This is a genomic window from Abiotrophia sp. (assembly GCF_057275535.1).
In genome coordinates, this window is the sequence record NZ_DBHIRJ010000012.1 from 19,971 (window position 1) to 33,292 (window position 13,322).

General features: G+C 48.9%; 14 protein-coding genes. 11 read left to right on the forward strand and 3 right to left on the reverse strand.

What is annotated here, in order from left to right; all coding sequences use genetic code 11:
• Positions 1 to 130: 130 nt before the first annotated feature.
• On the reverse strand, positions 131 to 1,513 hold the full coding sequence (locus tag ACO53F_RS08850; RefSeq protein WP_291453789.1) for a CitMHS family transporter: 1,383 nt from the start codon (positions 1,511 to 1,513) through the stop codon (positions 131 to 133).
• 349 nt (positions 1,514 to 1,862) lie between these two features.
• Between ACO53F_RS08850 and ACO53F_RS08855 the strand changes: the two genes are divergently transcribed.
• Genes ACO53F_RS08855 through ACO53F_RS08900 form a run of 10 tightly spaced genes read left to right on the forward strand, consistent with a single transcriptional unit; the run spans position 1,863 to position 9,651 of the window.
• On the forward strand, positions 1,863 to 2,195 hold the full coding sequence (locus ACO53F_RS08855) for a hypothetical protein (RefSeq protein ID WP_485138136.1): 333 nt from the start codon (positions 1,863 to 1,865) through the stop codon (positions 2,193 to 2,195).
• A gap of 34 nt (positions 2,196 to 2,229) precedes the next feature.
• On the forward strand, positions 2,230 to 2,634 hold the full coding sequence (locus ACO53F_RS08860) for an acetyl-CoA carboxylase biotin carboxyl carrier protein subunit (protein WP_485138137.1): 405 nt from the start codon (positions 2,230 to 2,232) through the stop codon (positions 2,632 to 2,634).
• Positions 2,635 to 2,658: 24 nt separating this feature from the next.
• Complete coding sequence (locus ACO53F_RS08865; RefSeq protein ID WP_268442528.1) at positions 2,659 to 3,783, forward strand: sodium ion-translocating decarboxylase subunit beta; 1,125 nt, start codon at positions 2,659 to 2,661, stop codon at positions 3,781 to 3,783.
• A gap of 18 nt (positions 3,784 to 3,801) precedes the next feature.
• Entirely contained in the window at positions 3,802 to 3,933 is a 132-nt protein-coding gene (locus ACO53F_RS08870) for an OadG-related small transporter subunit (protein ID WP_023391554.1), read from the forward strand.
• A gap of 6 nt (positions 3,934 to 3,939) precedes the next feature.
• Positions 3,940 to 4,947, forward strand: coding sequence for a [citrate (pro-3S)-lyase] ligase (citC, locus tag ACO53F_RS08875; protein WP_485138138.1), 1,008 nt, complete (start codon positions 3,940 to 3,942; stop codon positions 4,945 to 4,947).
• Positions 4,948 to 4,976: 29 nt separating this feature from the next.
• Entirely contained in the window at positions 4,977 to 5,285 is a 309-nt protein-coding gene (gene citD / locus ACO53F_RS08880) for a citrate lyase acyl carrier protein (protein WP_070756744.1), read from the forward strand.
• Positions 5,273 to 6,160 carry a citrate (pro-3S)-lyase subunit beta gene (gene citE, locus ACO53F_RS08885; RefSeq protein ID WP_291428105.1) on the forward strand — a complete coding sequence of 296 codons (888 nt, stop codon included), beginning with the start codon at positions 5,273 to 5,275 and terminating at the stop codon, positions 6,158 to 6,160. The genes citD and citE overlap by 13 nt, the downstream gene beginning before the upstream one ends.
• Position 6,161: 1 nt before the next feature.
• The gene (gene citF, locus ACO53F_RS08890) at positions 6,162 to 7,694 is read left to right on the forward strand and encodes a citrate lyase subunit alpha (RefSeq protein ID WP_291428103.1); all 1,533 of its coding nucleotides are present in this window, start codon (positions 6,162 to 6,164) and stop codon (positions 7,692 to 7,694) included.
• Complete coding sequence (gene citX / locus ACO53F_RS08895) at positions 7,687 to 8,241, forward strand: citrate lyase holo-[acyl-carrier protein] synthase (protein ID WP_485138139.1); 555 nt, start codon at positions 7,687 to 7,689, stop codon at positions 8,239 to 8,241. Before citF ends, citX begins: the two co-directional genes overlap by 8 nt.
• 15 nt (positions 8,242 to 8,256) lie before the next feature.
• Positions 8,257 to 9,651 (forward strand): oxaloacetate decarboxylase subunit alpha, encoded by a 1,395-nt coding sequence (locus ACO53F_RS08900; RefSeq protein ID WP_485138140.1) that lies wholly within the window; start codon positions 8,257 to 8,259, stop codon positions 9,649 to 9,651.
• A gap of 236 nt (positions 9,652 to 9,887) precedes the next feature.
• Here ACO53F_RS08900 and ACO53F_RS08905 read toward each other — a convergent pair whose 3' ends face one another.
• Together ACO53F_RS08905 and ACO53F_RS08910 are read right to left on the reverse strand one after the other, a co-directional pair.
• Positions 9,888 to 10,646: an HAD-IIB family hydrolase gene (locus tag ACO53F_RS08905; protein ID WP_485138141.1), complete on the reverse strand. Its 759-nt coding sequence runs from the start codon at positions 10,644 to 10,646 to the stop codon at positions 9,888 to 9,890.
• A gap of 3 nt (positions 10,647 to 10,649) precedes the next feature.
• Positions 10,650 to 12,365 (reverse strand): PTS transporter subunit EIIC, encoded by a 1,716-nt coding sequence (locus tag ACO53F_RS08910; RefSeq protein WP_485138142.1) that lies wholly within the window; start codon positions 12,363 to 12,365, stop codon positions 10,650 to 10,652.
• Between the two features lie 189 nt (positions 12,366 to 12,554).
• On the opposite strand from ACO53F_RS08910, the gene ACO53F_RS08915 reads away from it, so the two are divergent.
• Positions 12,555 to 13,322 carry a MurR/RpiR family transcriptional regulator gene (locus ACO53F_RS08915; protein WP_485138143.1) on the forward strand — a complete coding sequence of 256 codons (768 nt, stop codon included), beginning with the start codon at positions 12,555 to 12,557 and terminating at the stop codon, positions 13,320 to 13,322.

The following is a 13,322-nucleotide window of genomic DNA, read 5'->3' on the forward strand; positions in this document are numbered from 1 at the left end:
CCCTATCTATCAATCTATCTATTGATAGATAGGGTCTGAGTCAGGAAATTTACGTGCATAAGTGGACACAATTTGAATAGGGACACAAAAAAAGAGCTAGGACTTAGTCCTAGCTCTTTTGTCATAAGTATTATTGTGCTAAGTAGAGTGGCATGTGGCCCATCAAGACGATGGTAACCACGAAGATAACGAAGACCACTGCGGCGTACTTAGCAGATTCACGTTGCCATTCGCCCATGTCCAAGCCAGTTAAGCGGAGCAAGAGGTAGATGAAGGCAACCAGTGGGCTTAAGAGGTGGAAGGCTTGCCCCATGAGAGAAGCCAAGGCCATTTGCATATCGGTGAAGCCGTATTGACGACCGATTTCTGCGAATGGAATCAGCACCCCGTAGTAGAAACCATCGTTGGTTAAGAAGAAGGTACCTGGTACGGAGATGAGGGCAATAATCAAGCTCCAGAAGCCTGCTAATTGTTGTGGAATGATGTGGACGATGCTGTCGGTCAAGGCCTTAGCCATACCTGTCCCTTGGAAGAGACCCATGAAGACCCCTGCCCCGAATACGAGGAGGACAACTTGTACCGCATCCCCAGCATTCTCACCAATACGTTTGGATTGAGTCTTGAGGTCTGGGTAGTTAATCATCATGGCTAAGCCGGTACCGATTAAGAAGAGGACAACAGGCTTGACTTCAATAGCGTCGATGAAGGAGCCAGCTACTAACCAACCAATTAGGACGAGGGTCATAATGGCGTTAATCCAGAAGTTTTGAGGACGGCGGATAGCCAAGACTTCAGGATCAGAAATAGTAGTTAATTCATCCAGTTCAGCGTCGGTTAATTCCTTGATACCTAAACGAGCGCGTTCTTTTTTACCCATACCACGGGCAACGAAGAAGATAACGTAGAGAATAGAGAGAACCATCCCTGGTGCTAAGTAACCCAAGATGTCGGCTTCAACGCCCAAGACGGACATGGCACGAGCGGTTGGGCCACCCCATGGCAAGAGGTTCATGATGGTGTTTTGCAAGATAACTAAGACACCCAAGTTCATGAGTTTCATGTCTAGTTTCTTGTAGATTGGCACGAAGGCCGAGCAGCAAATCAAGGTAGTGGTTGTTCCGTCACCGTTCATGGAAACAGCGGCCGCAACAATAGCAGTAGCCACGAGGACTTTCATTGGATCGCCTTTAGCGTAGCGAATCATTTTGTTAGTAATTGGGTCGAAGAGACCGGAATCTAACATGAGGGAGAAGTAGAGGATGGCGAAGAGGAGCATAACCCCGGTTTCAGCCGTCCCTTTCATTGCAGTAAGTTTATCCTTGGAGTTGTTGCCAAAGAGACCTTGGCGAACCAGCGTCCCGATGTTAACATCTTGGACTACGCCGGTTAAGACTGCTACCAGCGCAAAAGCAAGTGGAATGAGTACTAGGGCAGTGAATGGTGACATTTTCTTCTTCATGATGACATACATGAAGACAACCATCATTGCATACGCAAAGACTGTGAGTAACATCATATCTTCCTTTCTGAAATTAAAATAATAATAGCATGGGCAAAGGCCAAAAGTCGCTAAAACCTTCTGACCTAGACCCGACACGTCCATTCCATGAAATGAACGCGTTTACTTTATGCCTGTATCATAGCGAATGTTTAGACAAAAAGAAAGGGCTTTAGCTAAAAAGAACACTTAAAAAACAAGGGCTCAGGAAATTTGTATAGCCAAAAAAGACGCCTTGCTTAAATAGGAAGACTAAATCAAAATCTTGGCCTAATAGAACACAAAAAGAACAGTATTTGACTAGTGTAAGCGCTAGTTTAGGGTATAATACAAGTAGTAGATTAATCTGGAAGGGAGTGAAGAAATGGAACTACTCAGACGATTATTTGGCGGCCGACGCCGCGCTGAAGAAGCAGAGAGCCAAGCGCAAGCGCAAGCTCAGCAAGCTGCTTTTGAGGCAGAATGGGAGCCCGTGGCAGCCTATGTGGATGCCGACTCAGAAGAAGCGCTAGAAGTCAGTGTGATTGCTTCTGCTTTAGCAGCGGCCAACTATCCCGACAGTCAATTCGTGGTCAAGCGCGTCTTAAAACGTAACCCTGAAGTGACGACTGTATCGGTGATTGCGTCAGCCATTGCGGCTGGGGACGCCCCTGACAGCCAATGGGCCGTCAAGCACATTTATCAAAAACGCACATAAGGTTTATGGATTTATTTAGGAGGAATTATACAATATGTTACGCAAATTCAAAATCAAAGTTGACGGCAAAGAGTACTTGGTAGAAATGGAAGAAATTGGGGCCGTAGCGCCAGCTGCCCCAGTTGCACCAGCACCAGTGGCTCCAGCCCCAGCTGCACCAGCTAGCGAACCTGCAGTAGAAGCAAGCCCAGCGCCAGCTGCCCCAGTTTCTGTAGCACCAGCCGGAGCAGATGCCATGCCATCCCCAATGCCAGGGACTATTCTCCGCATCTTAGTTAACGTTGGGGACACAGTGGCTGAGAACCAACCATTGATGATCTTAGAAGCCATGAAGATGGAAAACGAAATCGTAGCATCTAAAGCAGGGGTGGTATCAGGGATTCATGTGGCTAACGGCCAAGTAGTCAACCCAGGTGATGCCCTCATTACCATCAACTAATCTAGTCAGTAAAGGAGACAGACAGTGGAAACATTAATTCAAGGTATTACGACCATTAACATTGGTCAAGTTTTCATGATGGTCATTGGTGGCCTACTCATGTATCTGGGGATTAAGAAAGAATACGAACCAACCTTGCTGGTACCAATGGGCTTAGGGACGATTCTGGTTAACTTCCCAGGTTCAGGGGTTCTAGACCAAACCGTCGGTAACGTAACCCAACACGGGGTCTTAGATATTCTCTTCCGCGCCGGGATTGAGACAGAACTTTTCCCTCTACTTATCTTCATTGGGATTGGGGCTATGATTGACTTCGGGCCATTACTTCAAAATCCTTTCATGTTGCTCTTCGGTGCGGCAGCCCAATTCGGGATTTTCTTCGTCGTCGTAGTGGCAGTATTAGCAGGCTTTGACATCCGCGAAGCAGCTTCTATCGGGATTATCGGTGCGGCCGACGGTCCTACTTCTATCTTCGTAGCCAACCAATTGGCACCTCATCTCTTGGGGGCCATCACGGTTGCGGCTTACTCTTACATGGCTTTAGTGCCAATTATTCAACCAGTTGCTATTAAGTTAGTAACAACCAAGGAAGAACGCAAGATCCGCATGACTTACCATGCTGAAGGCGTATCTAAGATGACTAAAATCCTCTTCCCAATCGTAATCACAATCGTAGCTGGTTTTATCGCACCAATCGCCTTACCATTGGTAGGTTTCCTCATGTTCGGGAACTTATTACGTGAGTGTGGCGTCTTAGATAGCTTATCAGCAACCGCTCAAAACGAATTGGTTAACATTGTGTCAATCCTCTTAGGGATTACCATTTCGGTTAAGATGCAAGCTGGTCTCTTCTTGAATGTCCAAACCTTAATGATTATCTTGTTTGGTTTGGTAGCCTTCATCATGGACTCTATTGGGGGCGTTATCTTCGCCAAAATCTTGAACCTCTTCCGCAAGGACAAGATCAACCCAATGATTGGGGCGGCTGGTATTTCTGCCTTCCCAATGTCAAGCCGTGTTATTCAAAAAATGGCAACAGAAGAAGACCCTCAAAACTTCATCTTGATGTATGCTGTAGGGGCTAACGTTTCTGGGCAAATTGCCTCCGTTATTGCCGGCGGGCTCTTGTTGTCTTACTTCATCCACTAAGATTGCGAGGTAACACTTATGAATTTAGATAACTTACGACAAGCTCTTGAACTCATGCTGATTGGGATGGGTGGGGTCTTCTTAGTTCTCGGTATCTTATACGGGGCATCTGAACTCCTCATCAAGTACTTCCCAGTCGAGAAGGACTAAGACAAAATGGACGGCTATGTGACCAGACGCCTCTGGTTGGATCGTGACCCCCAAGCTTTGCGAGATTGGCAGACCTTAATGCAGGCAGCCAATCTGAGTGACCAGGAAACGGTCGATTATACAATCGGCATTTATGATGGGGCACGCTTGGCAGCGACTGGGTCCTTGGACGGCAAGATTCTCAAGTGCTTGGTGGTCTGCGCTGCCTATCAGTCAGAGAACTTGCTGACGCAAGTGGTGATGGCCCTCTTGGAACGTTTGGACCAGGAAGGCTTAACCAATCGCTTCGTCTATACTAAACCAAAGAATCTTCCTTACTTTAAGGCCTTGGGCTTTCGGCTTCTGGCGCAAACCGAAGCCTTGCTCTTTATGGAGCAGGGCTTTCCGTCCTTTCAGGACTATCTGAGCTATTTGACTCAGCATAAGGTGGACAGTTCCAAAAATGGGGCCATCGTCATGAACGCCAATCCCTTTACCCTAGGTCATCGCTATCTGGTAGAACAGGCTTTGTCCGCCTGTGGTCACCTCTATATCTTCGTGGTATCCGAAGATCGGTCCTATTTTAGCGCGCAAGATCGCTTCAAAATGGTCCAAGCCGGGGTGGCAGACCTAGCCAATGTCACCGTCCTGCCTAGCCGGGATTATATGGTCTCGCAGGCTACCTTTCCCTCCTACTTCCTTAAGGAAAGGGCGGATTTGGCGGTGGCTCAGGTCCAAGCGGAACTTGATGCGCAAGTCTTCAAAGCCTTCATTGCGCCTAGTCTAGATATTGCCATTCGCTTTGTAGGGGAAGAACCCCTATCGCCGGTCACCCAAGTCTACAATCAGGCCTTGGCCCAAGCCTTCGGCCAGGACTTAGACCTAAAGATTATCCCCCGTCTAGAAAAGGACGGCCAGGTTATTAGTGCGACCCGCGTACGGGCAGCGATTCAAGCAGGGAAACTAGCTGACTGGGTCAACCTAGTCCCACAGTCAACCTATCATTACATACAGTCACAAGACTTACTGGGCTAAGATGCCCAGAGAGAAAAGGTGGAATAAAGATGGAAATTAAAAAAAGTGCAGTTGTTGGCACCTTGGAATCAAGCGACATTATGATTACCTTGAATCCGAGTGATGCTGGACGCATTGATATTCAATTAGAAAGTTCAGTCGAAAAGCAATTTGGGGCGCAAATTCGTCGTGTCATTGAAGACACCTTGACCCGCCTAGGCATTCAATCAGCTCAAGTAGTAGCGGTTGACAAGGGTGCCTTAGATTGTACCATCCAAGCCCGGACCATTACGGTGGCCCACCGTGCTGCTGACTTATCAGAATACAACTGGAAGGAGATTGACTCATGGAACGCTTAAGAAGAACAATGATGTTTGTCCCTGGTGCTAATGCGGCCATGCTACGCGATGCGCCACTATACGGGGCTGACTCTATTATGTTTGACCTAGAAGATGCAGTCTCCCTCAAGGAAAAAGATTCTGCCCGCACCTTGGTGCACTTCGCCCTCAAAACCTTTGACTACAGCAATGTCGAAACCGTTGTACGGATTAACGGGCTGGACACTACCGGTGCCCTAGATATCGAAGCGGTAGTCTTGGCTGGGGTTGACGTGGTACGTCTGCCTAAGACCGAAAACGCCCAAGATATCGTGGATGTCGATGCTATTATTACCCGTGTTGAGCAGGAAAATAATATTCCAGTTGGTCGCACTAAGATGATGGCCGCCATCGAATCAGCTGAAGGGGTACTAAATGCTCGTGAGATTGCTAAGGCATCTGACCGTCTGATTGGGATTGCCTTAGGGGCGGAAGACTATGTGACCAACATGAAGACTCGCCGTTACCCTGATGGCCAAGAACTCTTCTTCGCTCGTAGCATGATTCTACATGCAGCGCGTGCCGCAGGGATCGCCGCAATCGACACCGTCTACTCTAACGTAGACAACATGGACGGCTTCCGTGAGGAAGTCACCCGCATCAAGCAATTAGGTTTCGATGGTAAATCGGTCATCAACCCACGCCAAATTCCAGTGGTTAATGAAGTATATGCCCCAACTGAGAAGGAAATCCAACAATCTAAGGAAATTATCTGGGCCATTCGTGAAGCTGAAGCTAAAGGATCTGGCGTCATCTCAGTCAAAGGGAAAATGGTCGACAAGCCAATCGTGGAACGCGCTGAGCGGGTCATTGCCCTAGCCAAAGCAGCGGGACTCATTAGCGAGGAGGAAATTTAAGATGGTAGTCAACAAAGCAGGACGTGAAATTCCACAAGCAATCGCCGATCAATACGGCGTCTATGAAGGAGAGCTGGCACGGATTAAACCTTATGAAGCTTCAAGCCGTAAGGTAAAGCCCGTTGAACCACGCCAAGAAAAACTCTTGGGCAGCCTTCGCGAAGCCATTGAAAAGACCGGCCTCAAAGACGGCATGACCATTTCCTTCCACCACCATTTCCGTGAAGGGGACTATGTCATCAACATGGTCATGGAAGAAATTGCCAAAATGGGGATCAAAAATCTCTCCATCGCACCTTCTTCAATTGCCAACGTACATGAACCCCTCATCGAACACATCAAAAATGGGGTTATCACCAACATTACCTCTAGTGGTCTGCGTGACAAGTTAGGGGCTGCCATTTCTTCCGGTATTATGGAGAATCCAGTGGTGATTCGTTCCCACGGGGGACGTGCCCGTGCCATTACGGCAGGCGACATCCACATTGACGTAGCCTTCTTAGGTGCCCCAAGTTCTGACGAATATGGGAACGTCAACGGGACCAAAGGGAAAGCGACTTGTGGCTCCCTAGGTTATGCCATGATTGATGCTAAATATGCCGACCAAGTAGTGGTCATCACCGACTCCTTGGTGCCATATCCAAACACCCCAATTTCCATTCCACAAACAGACGTAGACTATGTGGTCGTAGTAGATGCTATTGGGGACCCTCAAGGGATTGCTAAAGGGGCAACTCGCTTCACCAAGAACCCTAAAGAGCTCTTGATTGCAGAATATGCTTCTAAGGTGATTACCGGTTCTCCTTACTATAAGGAAGGCTTCTCCTTCCAGACTGGTACAGGTGGTGCCTCTCTGGCTGCAACCCGCTTTATCCGCGAACAAATGATTAAAGACGGCATTAAAGCCAGCTTCGTGCTAGGTGGAATTACCAATGCCATGGTTGAACTCTTAGAAGAAGGCCTCGTTGAGAAGGTCATCGACGTTCAAGACTTTGACCACCCATCGGCAGTGTCCCTTGGTCGCAATGCGGATCACTATGAAATCGACGCTAGCATGTATGCTAACCCATTGTCCAAAGGGGCCATGGTTAACCGTTTGGATGTCGCCATCTTGTCTGCCTTGGAAGTCGATACGGACTTCAACGTCAATGTCATGACGGGTTCTGACGGGGTTATCCGTGGTGCTTCTGGTGGTCACTGTGATACTGCCTTTGCTTCTAAGATGTCCATGGTGATTTCACCATTAGTACGTGGCCGCATTCCAACATTCGTAGACTCTGTTAACACGGTCGTAACACCAGGGACTAGCGTGGACGTGGTCGTCACTGAGATTGGGATTGCGGTTAACCCTAACCGCCCAGACTTAGTTGAACACTTCAAGTCTCTCAAGGTGCCTCAATACACCATCCAAGAACTCAAAGAAAAAGCCTACAGCATTGTGGGCAACCCAGAACCGATTCAATACGGGGACAAGGTCGTAGCGGTCATCGAATATCGTGACGGTAGCGTCATCGACGTGGTGCGCAATGTCTAAGGGACTCTTTGATGGGCCTGAGGTCCACTTGGCCCAGGTTCTATCAGCCCGCGAGGCGCGGAGCCAGCGCCAGAGCCACTTACTCGAGACCTATGCGCCGGCCGTCTTGGTCTCCATGACCCTTAATACGCCGGGACCTGTCAAAAACTCTGAGGGCCTGTCCAAAATCGGTCACCGGCTAGCCCAGCTAGTCAGTGACCATTTGGCCCAAGAGGCGGTCCTCTACCAGGATCTGGTGGAGGCCGTGACAGGGTTAGAGGCCTATTGGGTGGTTAGCCAGGAGGCTGAGCTAGTCAAGCGGCATTTAGTGGCCTTTGAAGGGCAGCACCCCTTAGGTCGCCTAATGGACTTGGATGTGCTGGAACTGGTGGAAGGTAGACCCTGCCCCATCAGCCGCCGGCAGTTAGGATTGGCCCCGCGCCAGTGCTTCCTCTGCCAAGCAGACGCCAAGCAGTGTGCACGCTCACGCCAACACTCAGTAGCGGACATGCAGGCCTATATCAGTCAGGCCGTCGCTAACTATGAGGCCCAGACTGAATCCCCTTAAGGAAAGGAATAAACTATGAGCAAATTAATTCGTATCACTGAAACAGTCTTACGGGATGGCCAACAAAGCCAAATTGCCACTCGTATGACGACGGAAGATATGTTGCCAATTTTGAAAACTTTGGATCAAGCAGGCTTCCATGCCCTGGAGGTATGGGGCGGTGCGACCTTCGACTCTTGCATCCGCTTCTTAAACGAAGATCCATGGGAACGTCTGCGTCAAATTCGCGCAGCGGTCAAAAACACCAAGTTACAAATGCTCTTGCGGGGTCAAAACCTGCTAGGTTACCGTAACTATGCGGATGATGTGGTCAAGCTCTTCGTGCAAAAATCAGTCGAAAATGGGATTGACATTATTCGTATCTTCGATGCCTTGAACGATGTGCGCAACCTACAAACTTCGATTGAAGCAACCAAGGAAGCAGGGGGCTTAGCCCAAACAGCTATTTCCTACACCACTAGCCCAGTTCACACCATAGACTACTATGTGGACTTGGTAGGACGCATGGCCAAATTCGGGGCAGATTCTATCTGTATCAAGGACATGGCAGGGGTTCTAACACCACAAGCTGGCTATGAATTGGTTAGCCGTATCAAGGATAAGGTAGATTTACCTTTGGAAGTCCACACCCATGCAACTAGCGGGATTTCTGAGATGACCTACCTCAAGGTAGCAGAAGCAGGGGCCGACATTATCGACACAGCCTTGTCATCCTTCTCTGGCGGGACTAGCCAGCCAGCCACCGAATCGATGGTCTTGGCCTTAGAAGATTTAGGCTTCAAGACAGGTGTGGATATGAAAGAAGTAGAAGCGGCGGCGGCTTACTTCAATGGTATCCGCGACAAGTTCCGGTCGGAAGGGATTCTCAATCCTAAGGTTAAGGACACCGAGCCTAAGACCTTAATTTATCAAGTGCCTGGCGGTATGTTATCCAACTTGCTCAGCCAATTAACCGAACAAGGTTTGGCTGATAAGTATGATCAAGTACTTGCTGAAGTACCAAAAGTACGGGCTGACTTAGGCTATCCACCGCTGGTAACCCCATTATCACAAATGGTAGGGACCCAGGCAGTGATGAACGTCATCTCTGGCCAACGCTACAAGATGGTACCTAAGGAAATCAAGGACTATGTCTTAGGCCACTACGGTCAAGCACCAGCCAAGATTGATCCAGAAGTCAAGCAAACCATTATTGGGGACGCAGAAGTTGTAACAGTACGACCTGCTGACTTGATTGAGCCGCAATTACCAGAATTGCGGGAAGAAATTAAGGACTACGCTAAGTCTGACGAGGATTTACTCATGTATGCCCTCTTCCCACAACAAGCCAAGGATTACCTAGGCCGCCGGGAAGATCCCTACTATGACGTGCCTGTTCAGACAGTGGAAGTTTCCCTGGATTTACAATAAGCTAGAGAGGATGGGAGGAATTCCCGTCCTCTTTTTTATTGGGTCGGGACAGGAAATAGAGGAGTAGTTGAAAAGTTGTGATTAAATCAGCACGTAAATAAGCAACTTCAGACCCTATCTATCAATAGATAGATTGATAGATAGGGAGAGCAAAAAAAGCAGCTAGCTCAGTGAGAGCTAGCTGTCTTTTATCCTATACCCGCGGAAGTGAAGGAAGTGAGGCGGGTGTGGAGGCTTTATAGATAGTGTGTTTGGAAATGGGCCATGGCGTCAGCGAAGCTAGCTACCACGTGCGTGGCTTGGGCTTGAACCTCGACTGGGGCATGATCCATACAGTAGGAAATGTCGGCCACTGCGAACATGTCGCTGTCATTACCTGAGTCGCCAAAGACTACTAGGCGGTCATAGTCAGGCCGGATGATGGCTAAGCCGGAGGCCTTAGAGACCCCTTGAGCCGTTACTTCTAGACGGGTAGAACCTGATTTATAGGTAGCCAGTTGAGGGAACTTGGCTTGCAGGTCAGCCAGGTAGAAGTCGGCGGTTTCAGCACTTGGGCGGACATTGACCTTGTAGAGGCGATGACCTTCCAAGGCTGGATAAGGATCTGGCAAGCAAATCAAGGGCATATTCCAGAGCCGTTGCTTCTGCTCATGGTCGAAGTTACCAATACGACGTTGACCGTCTAGGGCATCAAAGATTAACTTGTGCTCCTTGAAATAAGCCAGTAGCTTGGGGGTAACGTCTTCAGGTAAGTGATGCTCGGCCAAGAGTTGGGCATAGCGGGTCACAACCGCGCCATTAAAGCCAATCATATGCGTGACATCGAGGTCATTGCCTTGGACAATGTACTGGATCTCTGCCAGGGAGCGGCCAGTGGCGATGGAGAAGTCGCCCAGCTCTTTGGCGGTATGGTAGGCCGCCAAATCAGCTGCATTGACCGTGACAGAATCCTTGACGAAGGTACCATCTAAGTCTGTCACAAAGAGGTTACGCATGACTTATTCCTCCATGCCGAGGATGTCTTGGATCTCCATTTTCAAGACATTGGCGTGGGCGCCATAAATCGATTGCATTTGCATGTCGTTTTCGGCGAAGCCTAGGGCACCGAGTTGGCTCGTGATGGTGTTTTTATCCACTTGGGCTTTGTCTTTGACATTAATCCGTAAGCGGGTGATGCAGGCGTTGACTTCTTCGATGTTGTCTGGGCCACCGTGAGCGGCAATCAAGCCCAGGGCTTGTTGATGGATGTCTTCGGGACTGTCAGGAATGGTCTTCATGGCAGTGCCTGAGTTTAGTAGGGCTTGGTCTTCAGGGTGTAAGTCATTGTTACTGTTGTTTTGACCGACTTGGTTAATGGTAACACCCAGTTTTTCACGCGCTTCTTTCTTGCTTGAAAGTTTGACTTCATCGCTATCTTCACGACCTGGTGTCTTCAAATCGAATTTGAGGATGAGCAAGCGGAAGACATAGTAGTAGAGGATGAAGCATGGTACGCCGACGATGAAGACTAACCACCAGTGGGTCTTAGGCCCTTGCAGGACGCCGTAGATGATTAAGTTGATAAAACCGTGACCGGTTGGGGTTGCCACCCCAGCACCTAAGAGGTGCATTACCAATAAGGCAGCACCTGCCATGAAGGCATGGGCAACATAGAGGATTGGGGCAACGAAGAGGAAGGTAAATTCAATTGGTTCGGTAATCCCGGTTAAGAAGGCAGTACCAGCAGCTGCGAAGAGCAGAGAGCCGACGACTTTGCGTTTCTTAGGATCGGCTGTCTTGTACATAGCGTAGGCAGCCCCAGATAAACCGAACATGAAGTAAACAAACTTCCCGCCGTTGAAACGGGTGATAGATGGGTCGATTGAAGTAATGTTAGGATCCGCAAGGGACGCTAGGTAGGCATTGATGGTACCCACAACGCGTTCGCCATTGATGGTCCAGGTCCCACCTAATTCAGTGGTACGCACTGGCCAGTTCAGCCCATGGTGGAGACCAAATGGTAGGAGTGCCCGTTCAACTAGCCCGTAGAGGAAGGTACCTAGAGGCCCAGACTTCAGGATGAAGACGGACATAACTGAAATCCCTTGTTGGATTGGTGGCCAGATGAAGAAGAGAATAACCGAAACAAAGGCCATGGCAACGATGGTCACAATCGGTACGAAACGTGGGCCACTGAAGAAGCCAATTAGGGTAGGTAATTGTTTCTTAACCGCCCAACGGTGAACGAAGAAGACCACAATCCCGACAATAATCCCCCCGAAGACGCTGAGGTCTAAGGTTTGAATCCCCATGACCTTAGTCTGCATGGCATTGGCCATGGCTAGTTTAGCTTCAGCGCTGGATAACTTGCTGGTGTCCACCAAGCTATGGCTTTGGACTAGGAGGAAGTTGAGGACGGAGTGTAAGACGATAAAACCGAGTACCCCAGATAGGGCAGCAGAACCTTTTTCGCGTTTGGCTAAACCAACGGCGACGCCGACAGCGAAGATAATTGGTAGGTTGTTGAAGGCTGTGTCCCCTAAGGTAATAAAGAATTTCATAATGAATTGGAAGATTTGGTTCTGAAGAACGGGGAACATCTTCAAGGTATCTGAGTTAGAGAAGGCAGTCCCAATCCCCTTAATAATCCCGGCCCCTGGCAAGACCGAAACAGGTAAGAGGAAGGATCGGCCAAACTGCTCAAAGGCATAAACAAACTTGTTTTTTTGACTCATTGTAGTCGCTCCTTCATAATTTGATAAGTCTATTCTAGCAAAAAAGCAAACGCTTTAGTTAAATGTGCTAAAAAGTTCCCAAGGAAGATAAAATTGACTCCAAGAGGTAAAATTACCTCTAAATTTTGTGGCGGCCCCCAGCTGTGGTACAATAGAAATGTAAACCCTTAGGGGATCAGGAGGGATGACATGTTTTTCGTCAATCTAAAGGCTCACTATGAAGAATTATCGGTCTATGAACAGGAAGTCATCGACTATCTCATGAAGCAGGACAATATCGAGGCCCAGACCCTTAAGTCTATTGTGGCGGCCCTGCATTTGTCGGCTTCGACCATTGTGCGGGCAGGTAAGAAGTTAGGATATGCTACCTTTAATGAACTCAAGTATGACCTGCGCCGTAGTAAGGAGTCCAATCAGGAGTCCCATCATCTGGCGGCCAGTCACTTTGACTTGATGAAGGCCCAGTTGACGGACGAGTTCCAACGAACCATGGCCCTATTAGACCAGGCCGATTTCGAGTCGGTGGCTGACCGGGTCTTGGCGGCGCGTCGGGTCTTCTGCGTGGGGATTGGGTCTAGCTATATGCCCATGTCTGACTTTAACCGTAAGCTCAAGCTCATTGATGTCTGGGCCAATGACTTCTTCGAACAGTATAGTATTGAACGCATTCCTGATATTGCGACCAAAGAAGATGTCATCGTAGTCTTCTCCCTAGGTGGGGCCAACAAGACGGTTAATGAGACCCTACTCAAGGCTCGCCAAAAGGGGACCCATATTGTGGCCATTACCAGCCTAATCCATCATCCTTTGGCCAAACTCAGTGATCAACTGATTCAGATTTATGATGCGCCCAAGGCGCGTAAGAAGATTCGGTCCCGGCTCATGCTCAACCTGGCCGGAACCCTCCTCTTCGAGACCTTACTCAAACGCCAGGCCGCCCAACAAGAGCAGGCCTAG